General features: G+C 70.1%; 17 protein-coding genes. 12 read left to right on the forward strand and 5 right to left on the reverse strand.

Annotated elements, in window-relative coordinates:
- The first annotated feature begins 115 nt into the window (after nt 1-115).
- The 8 genes from FHS98_RS06070 to FHS98_RS06105 all read left to right on the forward strand — a co-directional run bounded on the left by FHS98_RS06070 (nt 116) and on the right by FHS98_RS06105 (nt 7,989).
- On the forward strand, nt 116-757 hold the full coding sequence (locus FHS98_RS06070; protein ID WP_167101524.1) for a hypothetical protein: 642 nt from the start codon (nt 116-118) through the stop codon (nt 755-757).
- Nucleotides 754-1,962 (forward strand): DUF4350 domain-containing protein, encoded by a 1,209-nt coding sequence (locus FHS98_RS06075; RefSeq protein WP_167101526.1) that lies wholly within the window; start codon nt 754-756, stop codon nt 1,960-1,962. The genes FHS98_RS06070 and FHS98_RS06075 overlap by 4 nt, the downstream gene beginning before the upstream one ends.
- Nucleotides 1,959-2,915, forward strand: coding sequence for an AAA family ATPase (locus FHS98_RS06080; RefSeq protein ID WP_167101528.1), 957 nt, complete (start codon nt 1,959-1,961; stop codon nt 2,913-2,915). Before FHS98_RS06075 ends, FHS98_RS06080 begins: the two co-directional genes overlap by 4 nt.
- Nucleotides 2,912-4,213 (forward strand): DUF58 domain-containing protein, encoded by a 1,302-nt coding sequence (locus tag FHS98_RS06085; protein WP_167101531.1) that lies wholly within the window; start codon nt 2,912-2,914, stop codon nt 4,211-4,213. The genes FHS98_RS06080 and FHS98_RS06085 overlap by 4 nt, the downstream gene beginning before the upstream one ends.
- Nucleotides 4,210-5,208, forward strand: coding sequence for a stage II sporulation protein M (locus tag FHS98_RS06090; RefSeq protein WP_167101534.1), 999 nt, complete (start codon nt 4,210-4,212; stop codon nt 5,206-5,208). Before FHS98_RS06085 ends, FHS98_RS06090 begins: the two co-directional genes overlap by 4 nt.
- A complete protein-coding gene (locus FHS98_RS06095) occupies nt 5,205-6,077 on the forward strand; it encodes an RDD family protein (RefSeq protein WP_167101537.1) in 873 nt (290 codons plus the stop codon). Before FHS98_RS06090 ends, FHS98_RS06095 begins: the two co-directional genes overlap by 4 nt.
- 53 nt (nt 6,078-6,130) lie before the next feature.
- Nucleotides 6,131-6,436: a plasmid stabilization protein gene (locus FHS98_RS06100; RefSeq protein ID WP_167101540.1), complete on the forward strand. Its 306-nt coding sequence runs from the start codon at nt 6,131-6,133 to the stop codon at nt 6,434-6,436.
- A gap of 74 nt (nt 6,437-6,510) precedes the next feature.
- A complete protein-coding gene (locus FHS98_RS06105; protein WP_167101543.1) occupies nt 6,511-7,989 on the forward strand; it encodes a helicase HerA domain-containing protein in 1,479 nt (492 codons plus the stop codon).
- Nucleotides 7,990-7,996: 7 nt separating this feature from the next.
- On the opposite strand, the gene FHS98_RS06110 is transcribed toward FHS98_RS06105, so the two are convergent.
- Entirely contained in the window at nt 7,997-8,338 is a 342-nt protein-coding gene (locus FHS98_RS06110; RefSeq protein WP_167101546.1) for a hypothetical protein, read from the reverse strand.
- Between the two features lie 101 nt (nt 8,339-8,439).
- Here FHS98_RS06110 and FHS98_RS06115 point away from each other — a divergent pair, with 101 nt between their 5' ends.
- Nucleotides 8,440-8,802, forward strand: a complete 363-nt coding sequence (locus FHS98_RS06115) for a CsbD family protein (RefSeq protein ID WP_167101549.1) — start codon at nt 8,440-8,442, stop codon at nt 8,800-8,802.
- A gap of 14 nt (nt 8,803-8,816) precedes the next feature.
- Nucleotides 8,817-9,515, forward strand: coding sequence for an endonuclease/exonuclease/phosphatase family protein (locus tag FHS98_RS06120; RefSeq protein WP_167101552.1), 699 nt, complete (start codon nt 8,817-8,819; stop codon nt 9,513-9,515).
- 8 nt (nt 9,516-9,523) lie between these two features.
- Here the strand turns inward: FHS98_RS06120 and FHS98_RS06125 are convergent, their stop codons facing one another.
- From FHS98_RS06125 to FHS98_RS06135, 3 genes are all read right to left on the reverse strand, one after another.
- Nucleotides 9,524-13,723 carry a translocation/assembly module TamB domain-containing protein gene (locus tag FHS98_RS06125; protein WP_167101555.1) on the reverse strand — a complete coding sequence of 1,400 codons (4,200 nt, stop codon included), beginning with the start codon at nt 13,721-13,723 and terminating at the stop codon, nt 9,524-9,526.
- Entirely contained in the window at nt 13,723-15,825 is a 2,103-nt protein-coding gene (locus FHS98_RS06130; RefSeq protein ID WP_167101558.1) for an autotransporter assembly complex protein TamA, read from the reverse strand. Before FHS98_RS06130 ends, FHS98_RS06125 begins: the two co-directional genes overlap by 1 nt.
- Nucleotides 15,826-16,044: 219 nt before the next feature.
- On the reverse strand, nt 16,045-16,293 hold the full coding sequence (locus FHS98_RS06135; RefSeq protein WP_167101562.1) for a hypothetical protein: 249 nt from the start codon (nt 16,291-16,293) through the stop codon (nt 16,045-16,047).
- Between the two features lie 88 nt (nt 16,294-16,381).
- Between FHS98_RS06135 and FHS98_RS06140 the strand changes: the two genes are divergently transcribed.
- Together FHS98_RS06140 and FHS98_RS06145 are read left to right on the forward strand one after the other, a co-directional pair.
- Nucleotides 16,382-17,131 (forward strand): Crp/Fnr family transcriptional regulator, encoded by a 750-nt coding sequence (locus FHS98_RS06140; protein ID WP_167101565.1) that lies wholly within the window; start codon nt 16,382-16,384, stop codon nt 17,129-17,131.
- A 64-nt stretch (nt 17,132-17,195) separates the two neighbouring features.
- On the forward strand, nt 17,196-17,951 hold the full coding sequence (locus tag FHS98_RS06145; RefSeq protein WP_167101568.1) for an exonuclease domain-containing protein: 756 nt from the start codon (nt 17,196-17,198) through the stop codon (nt 17,949-17,951).
- Nucleotide 17,952: 1 nt separating this feature from the next.
- On the opposite strand, the gene FHS98_RS06150 is transcribed toward FHS98_RS06145, so the two are convergent.
- The gene (locus tag FHS98_RS06150) at nt 17,953-20,229 is read right to left on the reverse strand and encodes an NADP-dependent malic enzyme (RefSeq protein ID WP_167101570.1); all 2,277 of its coding nucleotides are present in this window, start codon (nt 20,227-20,229) and stop codon (nt 17,953-17,955) included.
- Nucleotides 20,230-20,306 lie beyond the last annotated feature (77 nt).

A 20,306-nucleotide genomic window follows, 5' to 3' on the forward strand; every position in this document is an offset into this window, starting at 1 on the left:
TCCCCTTCCTGTCTCTCCCGCCTCGGGGGCGTCTGTCCAGCCGCAACGCGCTTGCCTCCCACGCCCGAAACGATAGTCTCGGCCCGCCTGGGGCAGGCACGGGGGTGTGATCCGGGTGCGTTCGACGACGGGGTCAGCAGCGACGGGCGCGGGCGGAGACGCCTTCGCGGCCGCCCATGCGCGGGTGCTGGCGGACCCGCAGATCCAGTTCGCCCTCCCGCATCTCCAGAGGCCGGAGCCGCCGCCATGGCTGATCCGGCTGGCGCACGCGCTGGCCGCGGCATGGCCCGCGATCCGCATCGTCGGCCTGGTCGTGATGGGGATGGCGGCCGTCGTCCTGATCGGGCTGATCGGGATGCGCCTGTTGAAGCTCAAATGGCCATGGAAACGCCCCGGCCGGGAGGAGCCCCCGCCCGAGGAGGACGAATGGCGCCCTGACGCCGCGCCGGCCCGCGCCCTGCTGGCCGAGGCGGACGCGCTCGCCGCCGCCGGCCGCTATGCCGAAGCCGCCCGCCTGCTGCTCCAGCGCTCGATCGAGGACATCATGCGCCGCCGCCCCGGCCTCGTCCGCCCGGCGACGACCAGCCGCGATCTCGCGGTGGCGCCGTCGATGCCCGTCGCCGCCCGCCCTGCCTTCACCGCCATCGCCGAGGTGGTGGAGATGAGCCTGTTCGCCGATCGCGGCGCCACCGCCGGCGCGTGGGACAAGGCGCGCGGCGCCTATGCCGACTTCGCGCTGCCGGGGCATTGGCGATGAACGCCTCCGATGCACCTTTCTCCACCCGCGCCGTCGCGATGATCGTCATCGCGGGCGGGGTGGCGTTCGCCGCCTTCCTGCTGCTGGTCGCCTTCGCTCCCGATTTCCGATCCGGCCATGACGCGCGCGCCCATGCCCTCTCCACCAGCGGCACCGGCTATGCCGGCCTCGTCGAACTGGCGGACGCGATGGGCAGCCATTCCCTGATCGTCCGGGATGACGGGCATATCTGCACGGCCACGCTGCTGGTCGTGACGCCCGAGGCGTATGGCGATCCCGCCGCGCTTTCCCGGCTGGTCGATCGCCATTGCAAGGGCGCCATGCTGATCGTGCTGCCCAAATGGCGTACTCAGCCCCTCCCGGCGCACAGAAGCTGGGCGCAGACCATCGGCATGGATCCGCCCGGCGCCAACATCGCGGCGCTCCGCAAGGTCGCGCCCGGCATCGCGCTGGAGCAGACGCCCTTCGCCGGCACACCGCGCCTCCGGGCGGCGGATATCCCCCGCCTCGCCCGCGCGCGGATCGGATCGCAGAAGGAACAGCAGCGGCTGACCGGCAAGGGCTTTACCCCCCTCCTCCTCGACCACGACGGCCGCGCCGTCCTCGGGCAGGTCGATGGCACGCGCATTTATGTGCTGGCCGAGCCCGATCTGCTCAACAATCAGGGGATGGCCGATCCCTGGACCGCGCGGCAGGGCTGGCAGGTGGTCGATGATCTCATGCCCAGCGACGAGCTGGCCTTCGACCTCACGACCAACGGCTTCGGCCGGCAGAAGAGCCCGCTCCAGCTTCTCTTCAAGCCGCCCTTCCTGCCAGTGACGCTCTGCATCGTCGCGGCCGGGCTGCTCGCGGGATTGCACGGCGCCTTCCGCTTCGGTGCACCCGCCGGGCAGGGCCGCGCGATCGCGCTCGGCAAGCTGACGCTGGTGGACAATGCCGCCCAGCTCTTCCGCGCGGCACGCAAGGAGCATCGCGTCGGCGGCGCCTATGCCGCGCTCACCCGCGATCTGGCCGCGCAGGCGACGGCGGCGCCGGCCCGCCTCTCGGGCGAGGCGCTCGATCGCTATCTGGACCATGCCGGCCGCCACGCCGGCGACGAACCCTACGCCACCCTCGCCTGGCACGCCGAGACGGCGGAGGACCGGGATCAACTGCTCGGCGCCGCGCACGCCCTGTACCGCTGGAGAAGGAACCGCACGCGATGACGCTCGATGAGGTGAAGGGGCTGGGCGACCGCATCGCGGGCGAGGTCGGCAAGGCGGTGGTCGGGCAGAAGGAGACGGTGCGCCATCTGCTGATCGCGCTGTTCTCGGCCGGGCATGTGCTGCTGGAGGGGCCGCCGGGAACGGCCAAGACCTTCCTCGCCCAATGCTTCGCGGCGACGCTGGGGCTGGATTTCAAGCGCATCCAGTTCACGCCGGATCTGATGCCGGGCGACATCACCGGCTCCAACATCTTCAACTTCCAGACCTCCGCCTTCTCGCTGACGCGCGGGCCGGTGTTCTGCGACCTGCTGCTTTCCGACGAGATCAACCGCGCTCCGCCCAAGACGCAGGCCGCGCTGCTGGAGGCGATGCAGGAGCGTTCCGTCACGCTCGACGGCACCTCGCACGCTCTGTCGGATCGCTTCATGGTGGTGGCGACGCAGAACCCGATCGAGAACCAGGGCGTCTATCCGCTGCCCGAGGCGCAGCTCGATCGCTTCCTGTTCAAGCTGCTGGTCGATTACCCGGACGAGGACGAGGAACTCCGTATCGTCGCCACCCACGGCGCGGAACGCGGCTCGCCGACGCCCGGCCGCTGGGGCATCGAGCGACAGGCCGATGCCGGGACTTTGACCGCCGCCGTCGCCACCGTCGCGCAGGTGACGCTGGTGGACGAGGTGGTGCGCTACATCGTCCGCCTCGTCCGCGCGACGCGGGCGAGCCCGGAACTGACGATCGGCGCAAGCCCCCGCGCCGCCGCGATGCTGGCGGGCGCGGCGCGGGCGGCGGCCGCGCTCGACGGGCGCGACTATGTGGTGCCCGACGATGTGCGCGCGCTGGCGCCGGCCGTGCTGCGCCATCGCCTCGCCCTCTCGCCCGCCGCCGAGATCGACGGCCGCCGCCCGGAGGAAGTGGTCGCCACCCTCATCGCCGAAGTCGAAGCCCCGCGTTGACGCCCCGCGCCGGCCTCTACCCGACCGCGCGCGCCGTGCTGCTGATGGCGGCGGGCGCTCCGGCCGCGCTGACGATCGGCATCGTCTGGCCGCATCTGTGGACGCTGGGCTTCGGGTGGATGCTCTTCGTGGTGCTGCTGCTCGGGCTCGATATGGCGCTGGCGGCACGGCAGGTGACCGTGACGCTGAATATGCCGCGCTCGGCTCCGGTGGGCGGCACGGTGGAACTCCGGCTCGCGACCGATACGCCCGGCAGCGTGCAGGCGACCGTGGACATCGACGATCGCCTCACCCCGCTCGACCCGCTCCGCCCCACATTGTCGCGCGAACGGCCCGAGGCGCGTATCCCGCTGGAGGCCTCGCGGCGCGGCATCGCCTCGCTTTCCGCCCTGTGGCTACGCTGGAAAGGCCCGCTCGGCCTCGTCTGGAAACAACGCCGCGAGCCACGCGACGAAGCCGTCCTCATCACCCCCGACACCCGCCCGGCGCGCGAGCGGAGCCAGCTCTTCATCCGCCACGCCCAGGCCGGCGAGACGGCACGGCGCGAGATCGGGACGGGCGCGGAGTTCCAGTCGCTCAAACCCTGGATCGACGGCATGGACCGCCGCGCGATCGACTGGAAGCAGTCCGCCCGCCACGCCATGCTGCTCGCCAAGGACTGGCAGATCGAGCGCAACAACCAGATCGTCCTCGCCATCGACGCCGGCCGGGCCATGGCCGAACCGGTCGGCGGCGTGCCCCGCATCGATCGCGCCGTCTCGGCCGCGCTGCTCGCCGCCTATGTCGCGCTGAAGCTGGACGATCGTGTCGGCCTGTTCGCCTATGCCGAGCAGCCGCTGGCGGCGAGCGCGATCGGTCACGGCATCGCTGCCTTCCCGGCGATCCAGCGGCTCGCGGCTGGCATCGACTATGGCACGCGCGAGACGAACCACACGCTCGGCCTCACCCGCCTCGCCCAGCGGCTCGACCGGCGGACGCTGATCGTGCTGTTCACCGAGTTCACCGATCCGACCAGCGCCGAGCTGATGGTGAAGGCCTGCGCCCCACTGCTCAAGCGTCACCTGCTGATGTTCCTGATCCATCGCGACGAGGAGTTGGAGAGCCTCGCCGCCGCCGAGCCGCTAACACCGGAGGACGTCACCCGCGCCGTCGCCGCGCAGGCTCTGCTCCGCGAACGCGCGATCGTCGCGGCGCGGCTGAAGCGGATGGGCGTGCATGTCGTCGAGGCATCGCATGAGGGCGGCGGTTCGGCGCTGGTCGAAGCCTATCTGATGCTCAAGCGGCAGAGGCTGTTGTGAACGCCCCCCTCCCCTCCGCCCGCTTCCGCGCCGAGCGCGAGGCCGACTGGCGGCGCCTCGAAGCCCTGCTCGATCGCGCCGAGAAGCGCTCGGCGGCGGCCCTCGACGAGGAGGAGCTGCTCGCCCTCCCCACCCTCTATCGCGCCACCATCTCGGCGCTGTCGGTGGCACGCGAGACGTCGCTGGACAGGGCGCTGATCGAGTATCTGGAGGGGCTTTCCACCCGCGCCTATTTCTTCCTCTACGGCGTGCGCGGGCGGATCGGCCCCCGCCTCCTCGCCTTCTTCCGGCGGGACTGGCCGGCGGCGATGCGTGCGCTATGGCGGGAGACGATCGCCTCCGCGCTGCTGCTGCTCGCGGGGACGATCGCGGGCTATGCGCTGGTCGCCTCCGATCCGGGCTGGTTCCCGGCGATGGTGTCCGGCGATCTCGCGCAAGGGCGCGGGCCGGAGGCGACGACCCAGATGCTCCGCGACGTGCTCTATGGCGGCGGCCATGGGCGGCATCTGGACGGGCTGGAGATGCTCGCCACCTTCCTCTTCACGCACAATGCGCAGATGGCCCTGCTCTGCTTCGCGCTGGGCTTCCTGCTGGCGGTGCCGAGCAGCCTGCTGCTGGTCGCCAACGGGCTGACGCTGGGCGCCTTCCTCGCGCTCTACGCCGGGCGCGGACTGGCCGGCGATCTGATCGGCTGGCTCTCAGTCCATGGCACCACCGAGCTGTTCGCGATCGTGGTGGCGGGCGCCGCGGGCATCCGCATCGGCTGGGCGGTCGCCTTCCCCGGACGCCTCTCCCGCCTCGACAGCATGGCGGAGGCGGGCCGGCTCTCGGGCACGGCGATGGCGGGCGTGGTCGTGATGCTGTTCGTGGCGGCGCTGCTCGAAGGCTTCGTGCGGCAGCTCGTGACGGTGGAGACGCTGCGATACGTCATCGGCGTGACGATGCTCTGCGTCTGGCTGGCTTATTTCTACGGCACGCCAAGGAAGCCCGCATGAGCCGCCGCCTGCCCGTCGAAGTGAAGCGCGTGCGGATGCTGGTGACGCCCGAGGGCGTGAGCCTGCCGCTCGACCTCGCCGATGCAGGCCAGCGCATGGGGGCGTTCCTGCTCGACCTGCTGATCCTCGGCGGCATCTTCATCGCCTTCACGCTGCTGATGCTGCTGGCGAGCCTTGTCGTCGGCAAGCCGCTCGCCTTCCGCGCGGCGTGGGTGATGTGGCTGGCGGGTGCCTTCTTCCTCCGCAATTTCTATTTCACCTTGTTCGAGGCGCGGCCCCGTGGGCGGACGCCGGGCAAGCGCGCGCTGGGCCTCAGGGTGATCGCGCGCCATGGCGGCCGGCTGACGCTCGACGCCGTGATCGCCCGCAACGCGATGCGCGAGGTGGAATTCTTCCTGCCGCTCACCTTCCTCGCGATGAGCGGCGGGAAGGACGAGCCGGAGGGCTGGGCGATCCTCTGCGGCATCCTGTGGAGCGCGATCTTCCTGTTCATGCCGCTGATGAACCGCGACCGGCTGCGCGCGGGCGATCTGCTGGCGGGCACCTGGGTGATCCGCGCGCCGCGCCGCCCGCTGCTGCCCGAGCTCGCCGACACCGCCGAAGACCTGAGCTTCACCGGCGAGGAGCTGGACGCCTATGGCGTCTATGAGCTGGAGACGCTCGAAACCGTGATCCGGCAGGCCCATGCCCCCGCCGTCGCCACCGTCACCGCCAGCATCGCCCGCCGCATCCGCCGCGAGCATTGGAGCGACGAGGGCGGCCCCCGCGATCTCGCCTTCCTCCAGGCCTATTATGCGGGGCTCAGGGGGCGGCTCGAACAGAAGCTCCTCTTCGGCAAGCGCCGCGCCGACAAGCACGCACCCTCCTGAGCCTTCGTTCGTTAAGCCCTTGGGCGGGCCGGGGAAAAGCCGGAGGACTACCCATGCCGCAGGGCGACAAGGACAAATATACCGACAAGCAGAAGCGCAAGGCCGAGCATATCGAGGAGGGCTATGAGGATCGCGGCATCAGCCACAAGGAGGCCGAGCGCCGCGCCTGGGCGACCGTGAACAAGGAATCGGGCGGCGGCAACAAGTCCGGCTCGGGTCGCGGCCATCCCGATACGCATGAGGCGGCGAAGAAAGGCGGAAAACTGGGCGGCAAGGCCTCGGCCGCACGCCCGGCGGCCGAGCGGTCGGCCTCGGCGAAGAAGGCGGCGGAGACGCGCAAACGCCACGCCCACGGCTGAACCCGCCTCGCAGATCGACCAAGATCGGCCGCGACTCTCTTGCGCTCCTCCGCACGGCTTTTAAGAGCGGGGGCATGACCGTATCTGTCGACATGGGCACCGCGCCGGATGGCGCGCCCGCCGTCATGGATCTTGAGGAACTGCTGGCCACCCGTCTGCTCGTTCAGGGCAATTCGGGCTCGGGAAAGTCGCACCTGCTGCGCCGCCTGCTCGAAGGCAGCGCGCCGTGGGTGCAGCAGGTGATCGTCGATCCCGAAGGTGATTTCGTCACGCTCTCCGATCGCTACGGCCATGTCGTGGTCGATGGCGGCGCGCACAGCGAGAATGAGCTGAAGCGCCTGGCGCTCCGCATCCGCGAGCAGCGCGTCTCGGTGGTGCTGTCGCTGGAGAGCCTTGACGTCGAGGGCCAGATGCGCGCGGCGGCGACCTTCATCGGCACGCTGTTCGATGCGCCCCGCGAGCATTGGTTCCCGGCGCTGGTGGTGGTGGACGAGGCCCAGCTCTTCGCGCCGGCCGTCGCGGGCGAGGTGTCGGACGAGGTGCGCCGTCTGTCGCTGGGCGCGATGACCAACCTGATGTGCCGTGGCCGAAAGCGCGGCATGGCAGGCGTGATCGCGACGCAGCGCCTCGCCAAGCTCGCCAAGAATGTGGCGGCGGAGGCCTCCAACTTCCTGATGGGCCGCACCTTCCTCGACATCGACATGGCGCGCGCCGCCGACCTGCTCGGGCTGGAGCGGCGGCAGGCCGAGCAGTTCCGCGATCTCGCGCGCGGCCATTTCATCGCGCTCGGGCCGGCGGTGTCGCGCCGCCCGCTGCCGATCAAGATCGGCGCGGTGGAGACGTCCGCCCGCAGCGCCTCGCCGAAGCTGATGCCGCTCCCCAACGCGCCCGACGACGAGGCGCGCGCCGCGCTGTTCGAGCGCCCGGCCGAGCTGGACCTGCCGCTCCCCGCCGCCCCGCCGCCTCCGCCGCGCCCGAGCATGGAGCAGTTGCTCCGCTCGATCGAGGCACCCACGCCCGCCGAGGAAACCCGCAACCGCCCCGAACCGACCACCGAGGAGCGTGATGCGGTGGTCGCCGCCTGCCTCGCCGAGATCATCGCCGACGAGGGCGAGAGCTTCCGCCCGGCGGCCGTGCTGTTCCAGGATTTCGGCGTCCGCTGCCGGATGCGCGGCGTGTCGGACTCAGGCCTCGACCTCGCGGCCTTCCGCACCCGCCTCTCGCTCGCCCGCGCGGGCCTCTATGCCGGGATCAACGAGGACGATCCGATGGCCGACGCCGCCCGCGAGGCGGAGCTGCTGCCCGAGGATGCGCGCGGCGTGTTCCTGCTGATCGCGCGCGCCGCGCTGGAGCGGGCGCCCTGCCCGTCGGATGCGGAGATCGCCCGCGTCTACGGCACCCACTCGACGGGCCGCGCCAAGCGCCTGCTGTCCTTCCTCGAAGGACAGGGCGCGATCGTCATCCGCATCGATCTGCGCGGTGGACGAGCGATCGCGCTGCCGACGCTCGGCTGGACCACCGCCGTCTCCGAGCGCGCGCCGACGGATGCCTGACCGGGGATCAGTCGAGCTTGCCGCACTCCGGCAACTTCAGATCCTTGAGATCGGCGCATTTGCGCACCTGCACGCTGCCGTCCGGCCCGGCGTAGATCGCATAGTCGCCGCCCGGCGTGCAGCGCGCCACCCATGTGCCCAGATTGCCGTACGGCCCGCGATAGCGGCTGTGCGTCAGCCTGCCGCAGCGCTGGTTATTGTCGGTGATCGCCCGGCGCAGCGCGCCGTCCCGGTCCGCCTGTTTGAGGTTCATGATCTTCTGGTTGAAGGGATTGGCCCAGTAGGGCGTCGCCGCCAGCGTCGGCGCGCTCAGCGTGAGGGCGAACAATCCGGCCGTCAGAGCCCGCATTTCATCCAACTCCTTCCAGGCGAACCGCCCCTCCTCGAACCCGGGGCACGATTCAGGCGTTCGTTCGCGCAATAGGCCATATCCATCAGGAGGCAACGCACATGAGCAAGGATCAGATCGAAGGCACCGCCAAAAAAGCGGTCGGCGTGGCGCAGGAGGCGATCGGCAAGGTCGCCAACGACGAACAGCTCGAAGCGCGCGGCGTTCTCAACCAGGCGGTCGGCACCGTGCAGGAGGGCTATGGCAAGGTCCGCGACAAGGTGCGCGACCTGATCGACGACGCCCCCGCCACCGCGCGCGAGGCGGTCGATACCGGCCGGGACTATGTGCGCCGGGGCAGCTTCGCGGTGTCGCGCACGATGGGCGACAACACGGCGCTGGTGCTGCTCGCCGCCGGTGCGGCGGGCGCGGCGCTCGGCTGGTTCGCGTTCAAGCGCCGGGGGAAGACCAAAACCGAGAAGTGAGCGGCCACGCCGCCATGGCGATCAAGGTCGTCAGCTATAACATCCGCAAGGCCATCGGCACGGATCGGCTGCGCAAGCCCGAGCGCATCCTGTCCGTGCTGGCCGAGCTGGACGCCGACATCATCTGCCTCCAGGAAGCCGACCGGCGCACCGGAACGCGGCAGAGCGCGATCCCTTTCGATCTGATCGCCCAGCACTCCGCCTATCGCCCCGTCCCCTACGAGATCCGCCCCGGCGGCATGGGCTGGCACGGCAACGCGATCCTGATCCGGCGGGACGCCGAGATACTCGATCATCGCCCGCTCCATCTGCCCGTGCTGGAGCCGCGCGGCGCGGTGATGGCCGACATTGCGATCCGGGGGCAGGCGGTGCGCGTCGTCGGGATGCACCTCGACCTGTCCGGCCTGTGGCGGCGCAGGCAGGCGCGCGCGGTGATCGGCCATGTCGAGGCGTGCGACGGCCATCTGCCCGCCGTGCTGATGGGCGACCTCAACGAATGGAGCCTTGCGGGCGGTTGCCTCAAGGACTTCATGGGGCATTTCACCTTCGCCCCCACCGCACCGAGCTTCCATGCTCGCCGCCCGATCGCGCGGCTCGACCGGATCATGACCACGCCCGACCTCGCCGTGCTCGACGCCGGCACGCACCATTCTCCACTCGCCATGCGGGCGTCGGACCACCTCCCCATCTGGGCGACGATCCGACCACGCTGACGCCTCCGTCAGTAGTGCTTGGAGTAACGCAGCGTCACCGCCGGCCCCGTCGCGCCGCCCGCCTGGCTGAGCAGGCTCAGCGCACGGGAGAGCGCGATGGTGAGCTGGGTCTGGGTGAAGCCCTTGGTGTCGGTGATGACCTCCACATAGATGCTGTTGGAGATATATTTGCCCGCCGCGACCGAGGTGCCGCGCCCGGTCGACTCGTCCGCGCCGAGCACGCGCAGCCGATCCAGCCCCGACGCCCCACGCAGCTTGCCGAGCGGGTTCATGCCCCCGCCCGATCCGCGCAGCGAATTGAGCGCGGCGGCGAGCTGCAACGCCTGCATCGGCGACAGCGACGTCACCGACGAGCCGAACAGCAGCCGCGACAGCACCTCGTCCTGCGGCAGCGCGGGCGTGGAGGTGAAGCTGATCTGCGGCTTGGTCGCCGTGCCGCCGATGTTGATCGTGGCGGTGACGCCCTCCACCGATGTGTCGGCGGTGATGTCGAGATCGGGGTCCAGCATCGGGCCGTTGAATTCCACCCTGCTGCTGTTCTCCAGATCGAGCCTGCGCCCGGCGAAGCTGTAGGTACCGCGCACCACCTGAAGCTGGCCGACCACCGTGGGCGCGCCGGTGGTGCCGCCGATCCGCATCTTGGTGCTCCACTCGGACTCCAGCCCCATGCCGGACACATAGATGCGGTTGTCGGCGCGGACGCGGATGTTGAGCTTCCAGTTGCTCGGCGCCGGGCCGGCGGCGGCGGTCGCCTCGGGCGGCGGCGCGCCCTTGCGATGCACGCCGGTGAGATCGCTCACCTGCGCGGCATCGTTGCGGACGATCTGGTAGCGCGCGTCCTGGATGTTGAGGTCGCCCTTGATGAGCCCGCCCGCCGCCTTCGAATTGGTGACCGAGACGGTGCCCGACACGGTGGCGCCCAGCGAATCCGAGTGCGCGAGCTGGGCGTGGTCCAGCGTCGCGGTCATGTCGATCGGGAAGCCGCCCGCCGCGTCGATGCCGACCGAGCCTGACGCCTGAATCGTCCCCGACCCTGCCTTGCCGGTGAAGCGGTTGAGCTGGAACTGCGATTGGGTGAAGCGCCCGTCGAGGACGATGCCGGTGATCGTCGTGCCGGTCCCATCATTCTCGTAGCGGAGCTGGTTGGCGCGGACGACGCCGGTGATCTGCGGCGCATCGACGCGGCCCGAGAAGTCCGCGCCGACGGCGATCGGCCCGGCGACGGTCTGCCCGCCGATGCCGGTCAGCGTCCACAGCACCTCGGCCGGGCCGTTATAGCGGATGCCCCCGGTGAGCGGCGCCTTCATCAGCCCCGCGAACCCCTCGCCCTGCGGTGCCGCGACCCGCGCCTGTATCCGGCCGATGGTCGAGCCGCCGCGCCGGATGAGGGCGTTGAACGCCCCGCCGCCCTCGCCCAGCGTGCCGAGCATGGCGATGTCCACCGGATCGGAGACGACGAGCGCGCCCGTCCGCCGGAAATTGGCGATGTCCACCCGCGCCCGCGCTTCGGGAATGGCCGAGCCGTGGAGCGTCACGTCCACCGTTCCCGTCGCCTGACCGCTCACCCCGAGCGACGGCGCGAAGGCCTGCGCGATGCCGATGTCGATGCCGTTGAGCCTGGCGTGCGCGGCGCTGCTGGCGCCGGTGCGGCCGGTCAGCTCGACATTGCCCTGCGGCAGCACGATCGTTGCGGGCTGGAGGACATAGTCATGCCCCTGAAGCAGCACGACCGCCGGCTGGGCGAGGCGGAAGGCGATGCCGTTGGCCGAGCCCCTGAGGTTGGCGAGGATGCGCTCGGGCGTGAAGGCGGCCTGCGCCGAAATGTCGAACGGCACCCCGCTCGACCCGGACGCGATCAGCGCCGCCTTGCCGCGCCCGGCCGTGTAGTCGACCGTCGCGCGCGCCGAGCGGACCAGCAGCGTGCCCGTCCGCACATCGACCAGCGCCACCGATCCGTTGAAGGACGGCCCCTCCCTGCGCATCACCAGCACGCCGCGCACCAGCCCCGAACCGATGGTGATCGGCGGTGTGCCCGGCAGCTTCGCACCGTTGGCTGTGATGTCGAGGACCGCCTTCTGGTCCGCGCCCGCCGCCGCAAGCTGAACCTGCCCGCCCAGCCCCGAACCTAAGACATGCAGGGCGCCGGCGAACGGTCCGCTCGCGGTCTGGACGATGCTGCCCTGCACGCCGATGCCCGCGACGAGGAGTTGGTGGACGTCGATCGCCAGCGGCCCCTTGCCGCTGCGGATCAGCACGTCGGCGGCGAACGGGCCATAGTTGGAACCGCCCCTGGCCTTCACCTGATAGCCCGCCTGCGTGCCGGTCAGCACCGCCTCCAGATCGACGAGGCCAACGCCGACGCCCGGTCGCGGCGCCTTCAGCAGGACCACCGGCCTGTCGAGACTGCCGCTCGCGACAAGGCTTGCCGGGCCATAGGTGCGCGACCAGGCCTCCGCCCGGAAGCGCAGCGCGCCATTGCCGAGATTATACGCCCCCTCGCCGCTCAGGATACGCAGGTCGGGCGCGTTCATGCGCAGATTGGAGAGCGTCGCGCCCGCCTTCGGATCATAGCCGACATCCGCCGTCACCACCGCGTTGCCGCCGAGTTGCGTCGCGAGGCTGGCGTTGGTGATCCGCTTGGTCTCGACCCGGACATGCCCCTTGATCGCGAAGCCGTTGGCTACGCCCGGCACCAGCTTTGCGTCGGTGACGAGGTTGATCCGGCCGAGACCGTTCACGTCGTAGTCGTTCACCCGCCCCTTGAGCGCGCCGGTATATTTGCCCGTCGCCGTATCGGCGAGAATCAACGCGGTGGCGTCGATCCGGTCCGAGCGGAGATGGAGATTATCGGAGAAGATCTGCCCCTTGGCGTAGGCGATGTCGCCATCCACCCTGAGCCCCGTGACCAGCCCGCCGGCCGCCGCGTTGAGCCCCGTCACCTTCCGCGCCGAGGCGTGGATCGGCACGATGATCTTGTCCGCGCTGACCGTCGCATGGCCTTCGGCGACCAGCCCCTCGACGCCGGTGGCGCCGAACGCGATGGCATCGGCGGAGGCCTTGTAGGCGATGGTCGGCTGCATGAAAGCGCCGTCCAGCACCGCCGAGATCGCGACATTGCGACCCGTGAGATTGGGGGCGATCACGCCGGGCGTCAGCAGCCGGGCGTCGAGATGGACATTGCCGAAGCGGCTGGCGGCGAAGTCGAACAGCCCCTGCGCGCGTGCCGTGAAGGCGGCGGACGAGAGCTGGACCGTGGTATTGGCCCTGCGCTGGTCGAGCGTGGCGGCGGCGTCGATATGGACGGCCGGCGAGGTCAGCCGCGCGGACGCCCCTGTCAGCATGATCGCCGGGCGCACATCGCCGAGCGCATGGAAGCGGCCGTTCTGGCCGGTCAGCGCGACGTCCATCAGCGGCTGCCCGCCAAGCACCGCCTGCGCGCGTCCCTTCCAGAGCGTCCAGTCGCCCTGCCCGCCGATGGTGAGGTCCAGCGGCCGGTTGAGCTTCGCATAGCTGTCGACCAGCCCGCCCGCAGGCGCGGCCAGCTTCACGTCGACGAGAAGCTTATCCTTGTCCGGCACGGCGTCGATATGGAGGCGCAGCCTGTCGCCGCCCGCCACGCCCGGCCCGGTCAGCGCATCGGCGTTCACCGCGAGCTGAGCGCGACGATCCGCGATCACCGCGCTGCCCTCGATGCGGACGATGTGACGGCGACCCGTCACCGGCGGCTCCAGCAGGAAGCGGTCGATGCGCAGATGGCCGAGCGTCAGGTCGATGTCGGGGATCGTCGGCGCGTTGGGCTCGCTCGGCACGGGTTTGAGCGAGGGGTTGCGCAGCATCCGCACGTCGCCTGCCGTCACGCTGTCCAGATCGATCTTCGAATGGAGATAGGCGAAGGGATGCCAGTCGATCGCGACCTCGGGCGAGGTCAGGAACACGCCCTTCTGGTCGCGCACCTCCAGCCCGTGGAGGATCATGTGGCTGTAGATCGATCCCTCGATCCCGCGCACGCGGATGTTGATGCCGGACTGGGTGGAATAGCCCGCGAGCTGGCCCGCGATGAAGCGCTTGCCCGGCCCGGTGTTCAACCCGACGATCAGCGCCAGCAGCAGCGCCGCGAGGCCCGCCACCACGATCGCCGCCCATTTGGCGATACGCGCCCAGAGCGGCTTGCGCCCGATCACAACGACGGTTTCCGGCTCCTCCGACATCAGAAGGCCTGCCCGATCGAGATATAGAGCGCGATCTTGGACTCTCCCGGCTGCCGGTCGATGGGCGTCGCCACGTCCACGCGCAGCGGCCCGAAATTGGTGTAATAGCGCCCGCCGATGCCCGCGCCGTAGCGCAGGTGGCTGATGCCGGGCGTCGAGGTCTGTCCCAGCCGGCCGGCGTCGAAGAAGGGCACGATGCCGAAATTGCCGAAGCGATAGCGTGCCTCGACCGCCAGTTCCGTCGAGGAGAGGCCGCCGGTCGGGTTGTTCTGCGCGTCCTTGGGGCCAAGCTCCTGATAGCCGAAGCCGCGCACCGATCCGCCGCCGCCGACATAGATGCGCCGCGAGGGCGCGATATCGTCGAGGCTGGCGCCCTGGATCGAACTCATCAGCGCGCGGCCTGCTAGCACGATCGACTTACCGATCGGGAGATAGCCCGTCGCCTGCCCCGTCATCCGCGCATAGCCCTTGAAGCCCTTGCGGATCGATGCCTCGGGGCTGATCCGCGCGAGCAGGCGATAGCCCCTGGTCGGGTTCAGCAGATCGTCGGAGCGATCGTAAAGCACCTGCCCCGGCAGCGCCGCGATCAGATAGTTGCGACGGGGGCGATCCCCGGTCGGATCGAGCGCCGCGCCCTTTTCGTTGGTGCCGATGATCTGGGCGCCGACCGTCCAGGTCCAGCGCTTCTGCCAGATCGGGGTGCTCTGCCGCGACCAGTTGACGCCGACATTCAGCGTCTTGGCGTTGTAGGCGTCGTAATTCGAGTGATCGAAGCCACCGGAGATCGCGAAGGTCCGATCGCGCTGGCCGGCATTCGAGCGCGCGAAGGAGGCGTTGAGCCCCTGCTCCAGCGTGCCGCCGATCAGCCCGATGGTGAGCGCGCCTTCAGGCGCCCAGATGTTGCGGTGAGTCCAGCTCACCTCACCCTTGATGCCCTCGCCGGTGCCATAGCCGGCCGAGCCCGAGAGCGTCCGCCACGGCCCCTTGCGCTGGGTGACCATCAGGTCGACAATCTCGCTGCCGTCGGCCGCCTGCGTGTGCGTGTCGACCGGTTCGACCGCGACGGTCGAGAAGATGCCCGTCGCCACCAGCGCCTGCCGCAGATCGTCCGCCTTGCGGCTGTCGTAGAGATCGCCCCGCTTGAAGCGCGGGAAGACGTTCAGATGCTCGATCGAGAACATCGTCTTCGGATCGACGGGTTTCTGCGGCTTTCGCGGCTTCCTGCCCTTCTTCCGGGGGCTGAGGCCGCCGGTGCCCTTGGCGATCTTCGTCTGGAGCCCGCCGAAGGTGGAGCGCGGGCCGGCATCGAGGGGCAAGGTATAATCGCCGGTATGGCTCCGATCGTCGAGCAATATGTCCCGCTGGCCCACCTTGGCGAAGGGATAGCCCTCCTGGGGCAATGCCAGCGCCACCTGCGCCTCGCCGCCCTCCACCTGCACGGCGCGGATCGGCGCGCCGGTCTGGAGCGGCAGCGCCTTGCGCGCGATCGCGGTCGGCTCCGGCGGCGCGCCCGTCACGCCGATCCGCCCGAAGCCATAGCGCGGACCCGGCGTCACGCTGATCGTCGCCGCCACCTGCCCCGGCTGATTGGGAACCGGCGTGACCGTCGAGGAGGCGACACCGTCATAATAGCCCTCGGAGCGGAGCAGCCGCTCGGCCAGCGCCACATCGTCGCGAGCCCGCGCCTGCACCTGCGCGCTGTTGGCCGCCTTGTGCTTCCCCGCGTCGAGTTCGGAGATGCTGCGGAACTCATCCTCCAGCCCGAGCCTGGAGAGGCCCTCCACCTTCACCGTATAGCGGATGCGCGCCTCTTCGGTCGAGGGCACCTTGGCCTTGCCGAGATCGGGCGTCGGATCGAAGCCGGCGAGCGGAGGCAGCGACTGGTCGAGATCCTTTTCCCCCTCGGCCGCCTGTGGCGCGACGGAAGGTTCGGTGGGCGCCGCGGCGGCCGGAGGCGCCACGCTTTCGAGCGGCGGCAGCGCGGCGTCGAAGGCGGCATCCCCGGCCGGATCGACCGCCTGCATGGGCGTGGCATCGGAGGATGACGGCGGCTGTGCCCAGCCCGGCGTCGCCAGAGACAAGGCGAAGACCAGCGCGAACATGCGCGACGGGCCATGCGGGGAGGCGCCACGGGCGGAGGCATGGCGCCACGCTCGGTCCGTCCACGCTGATCCCACTCCCAACCCCCTCAAAACGCCTCGCAACCCGCGATGCACTCGGCAAACGCCAGATTTTCGCCCCGGTTCCCCGCCCGAATGCACCCTATGCCAGCCGAGGGGAAGCCTGTCCGGCCGCCCGCACGACAGATCGCAACCCCGCGCTCAACTCGCGGGCTTCGTTTCGACCCCCGCCTTTTCCGGCTCGGCCACGGCACGGCTGCGCTCCGCCTCGTGCCACAGCAGCACGCCCCCCGCCGCGACCAGCGCCAGCCCGATCGGCCGCCGCCCGCGCTTCAGCATCAGCGAGGCGCCGGTGGTGAGCAGCGCCGTGCTGATCGTCCCCGCCGGCATCACGCCCACGCGACGCTGCGCGGCTCCGATCAGCATCGACTTGGCAAGCGTGCGCAGCATCTTTCATCTCCCATCGGGCGTTCCGAATGCGGCTTGCGTCCACCCGACAGCGAGGCGCAATAGGAATCGATCAGAAAGCCATATGCCCATGCATACCGCCGTCCTTCATTATCTCACCCCCTTCATCGACAAGATCGAAACCCGCGATCGCCTGACCGAGGACGAGAAGGACGCGCTCTACGCCCTTCCGCAGAAGCTGGTGCGCACCGCCGCGCGCAGCCGGATCGTGGAGGAGGGCGAGCGGCCGACGCATAGCTGCATGGTGCTGGAGGGCATCGTCTACCGCTCCAAGCTGACGGCGAGTGGGCAACGGCAGATCATGTCCTTCCATGTACCGGGCGACATGGTCGACCTGCACACCATCCTCTTCAAGGTAGCGGATCACACGATCGAGACGGTGCGCAGCGCCGCCGTGGTGCTGGTGCCGCACAGCGCGATCCTGAGGACCGCCGAGGAATATCCCGCCCTCGCCCGCGCCTTCTGGTACGACACGCTGCTCGACACCTCGATCCAGCGCGAGGCGCTGCTCAATGTCGGCCGGCGCGACGCACGCACTCGCACGGCGCACCTGCTCTGCGAACTGGCGGTGCGGCTGAGGCGGGTCGGCCTCGTCAACGGCGGCAGCTTCGATCTGCCGCTGACCCAGATCGACCTCGCGGACGCGCTGGGGGTGACATCGATTCACATGAACCGCGTCCTCGCCCGCTTCCGCAAGGAGGGGCTGATCGTGGTCAGCGGCCGGTCGGTCACCATCCCGGACTGGAAGGCGCTGGTTGCGATCGGCGAGTTCGACGCCACCTATCTCCATCTCGAAGGGCCGAGCGATCTCCATTTGTGAGGCACGCCCGCCGGCCTGATCGGACGGGGATGACGTTGGGCTCGAGCCGAACCATATTCCGGCGATGGCCGCGTCCCGTATCCGCGTGATCGATCTGGAGACGACCGGCCCTCGCCCGCCGGCCCACGGCGTCTGCGAGATCGGCTGGCAGGATGTCGTGCAGGGCGCGGACGGGCGCTGGATCGTCAACGAAGAGCGCGGCCAGCGGCTGGTCCATCCCGGCCGCCCGATCCCGCCCGTCACCATGGCGATCCACCACATCATCGACGCCGACGTGGCGGACGCGCCGCTCTGGCCCCAGGTCGCGCCTTCGATCCTGCGGCCGGAGGGCGGCCTGCTCGCGCTGGCCGCGCATCATGCCGCCTTCGAGCAGCGCTTCTGCACGCCCGCGCTGACCGGCGGCGCACCATGGATATGCACCTGGAAATGCGCGCTCAGGCTGTGGCCGGGTTCGCCCAGCTTCTCCAACCAGGTGCTGCGCTACTGGCGGATGCCGGCGGGGCTGGACCGCGCCCTCGGCCTGCCCGCCCACCGCGCCATGCCCGACGCCTATGTGACCGCGCACCATCTGCGGGACATGCTCAATCAGGCGTCCGTCGCCCAGTTGCTGGCGTGGAGCGCCGAGCCCGGCCTGCTGCCGCGCGTGCCGGCCGGCGCGCATCGCGGGCGGCACTGGCCGGAGCTGGACCTCGACGCGCTCCACCGCCTCGCCGCCGATCGCGACGAGGATGTCTGCTTCACCGCGCGGACCGAACTCAGGCGGCGCGGCGAGAGCGGCTCCGTCGAGCCGCCCCCGCCGCCGCAGGGTTCGCTTTTCTAGCTCAGTCCCCGCCGGGCGCCGCGTTGCCCGAAGCGGCGAGCGCCGTCATGTTGACGATGCCCCGCGCGGTGGCGCTGGCGGTCAGCACATGGATCGGCTTCGACATGCCGAGCAGCATCGGCCCCACCTGAAGCGCGTTGGTGGCCGCCGACAGCAGCGTGAAGGCGATGTTCGCAGCGTCGAGATTGGGCATGACCAGCAGGTTCGCGCCGTTGGTGAACGCGCTCGACGTCACCATCAGATCGCGCAGCGCCGGGATCAGCGCGGCATCGGCGTGCATCTCGCCGTCGATCTCCAGCTCCGGCGCATCCTCGCGGACCAGCGCCAGCGCCTCGCGCATCTTGCGCGCGCTCGGCGAGTTGGAGGCACCGAAATTGCTGTGGCTGAGCAGCGCCGCGCGCGGCGTGATGCCGAAGCGACGGATCGCGTCGGCGGCGAGCACGGTCATCTCCGCCACCTCCTCGGCGGTCGGGTCGACGTTCATGTGCGTGTCGCAGAAGAACAAGGTCCGCTCGCCCAGGATCAGCGCCGAGAGCGCATAGACGCGCTGGAGCCCCGGCAGGCGCGGGATGATCGGCAGCACGTCGGCGGTCTGCTGCCACCAGTCGGCGGCCCCGCCACAGAGCGCCGCGCCCACCATGCCCTTCTGGAGCAGCATGGCGGCGGTCAGCGCCGGGCGGCCCCGCATCCGGTAGCGCGCCGCGCCGGGGGTGACGCCCCGCCGGTCGACGATCTTCTGATAGCCCTCGGTCAGCGGGACCAACACGTCCTCGTCGGCGAAGGGATCGACGATCTCGACATCCTGCCCCACCGCCATGCGCAGGCCGAGGCCGACGATCTTGGACTTGATGACGTCCCGCCGGCCGATCAGCACCGGGCGGGCGAGTTGCTCGTCGACCACCACCTGCGCGGCGCGGAGCACGCGCTCGTCCTCGCCCTCGGCATAGGCGACGCGGGTCTGGGCGGCGCGGGCCTTCTCGAACACCGGGTGCATGAGTTGGCCCGAGCGATAGGCGAAGCGCTGGAGCTGCTGCTCGTACGCGACGAAATCCTCGATCGGATGACGCGCCACGCCCGTCCGCATCGCGGCCTTGGCCACCGCCGGCGCGATCAGCAGCGCGAGGCGCGGATCGAAGGGCTTGGGGATGATATAGTCCTGCCCGAACAGCAAAGCCGCGCCGCCATAGGCACGGGCCACCACCTCGTCCGGCTCGATCCGCGCCAGCTCGGCGATCGCCTCGACGCAGGCCAGCTCCATCTCCGCGTTGATCGTCGTCGCGCCGCAATCGAGCGCGCCCCGGAAGATGTACGGGAAGCAGAGCACATTGTTGACCTGGTTCGGATAGTCCGACCGGCCGGTCGCCATGATCGCATCGGGACGCACCTGCTGCACGATCTCGGGCCGCACCTCGGGCTCGGGATTGGCGAGCGCGAGGATCAGCGGCTTCTCGGCGAGCAGCGGCAGCCACTCCTCCTTGAGCACGCGCGGCGCGGAGAGGCCGAGGAACACGTCCGCCCCCGCGATCACGTCGCCGAGCGTGCGCGCGTTGGTCTCGCGCGCGAAGGGCTCCAGCTCCGGGGTCAGGCCCTCGCGGCCCTTGTAGACGACGCCCTTGATGTCGGTGAGCGTCACATTGTCCTGCGGCAGGCCCATCGCGATCAACAGGCGCACGCACGCCATCGCGGCGGCGCCCGCCCCCGACGTCACCACCTTCACCTCGGAGAGGTGCTTGCCCTGAAGCAGCAGGCCGTTGCGCACCGCCGCCGCGCAGACGATCGCGGTGCCGTGCTGGTCGTCGTGGAAGACCGGGATGTTCATCCGCTCGCGCAGCTTCGCCTCGATCTCGAAGCATTCCGGCGCCTTGATGTCCTCGAGGTTGATCGCGCCGAAGGTCGGCTCCAGCGCGGCGACCACCTCGACGAACTTGTCCGGGTCGGTCGCGTCCACCTCGATGTCGAACACGTCGATGCCGGCGAATTTCTTGAACAGGACGGCCTTGCCCTCCATCACCGGCTTGGAGGCCAGCGCGCCGATATTGCCGAGGCCCAGCACCGCCGTGCCGTTGGAGATCACCGCCACCAGATTGGCGCGCGCGGTATAGTCGCGCGCCAGATCGGGATTCGCCGCGATATCGAGACAGGGCGCCGCCACGCCGGGCGAATAGGCGAGCGCGAGGTCGCGCTGCGTCTCCATCCGCTTGGTGGGTTCGATGGAGAGCTTACCGGGGCGCGGCTCGCGGTGATAGTTGAGCGCGGCCTGCCGAAGCGCGTCGTCCATGTCGTCTCCTCGTTCGAGTCCATCCAGCCCATAGCGGTGACACGCCGGGGGGTGAACCCGCTTGTCGCACCTCGCGA

The organism is Sphingomonas oligoaromativorans (assembly GCF_011762195.1).
GTDB classification, from domain to species: domain Bacteria; phylum Pseudomonadota; class Alphaproteobacteria; order Sphingomonadales; family Sphingomonadaceae; genus Solisphingomonas; species Solisphingomonas oligoaromativorans.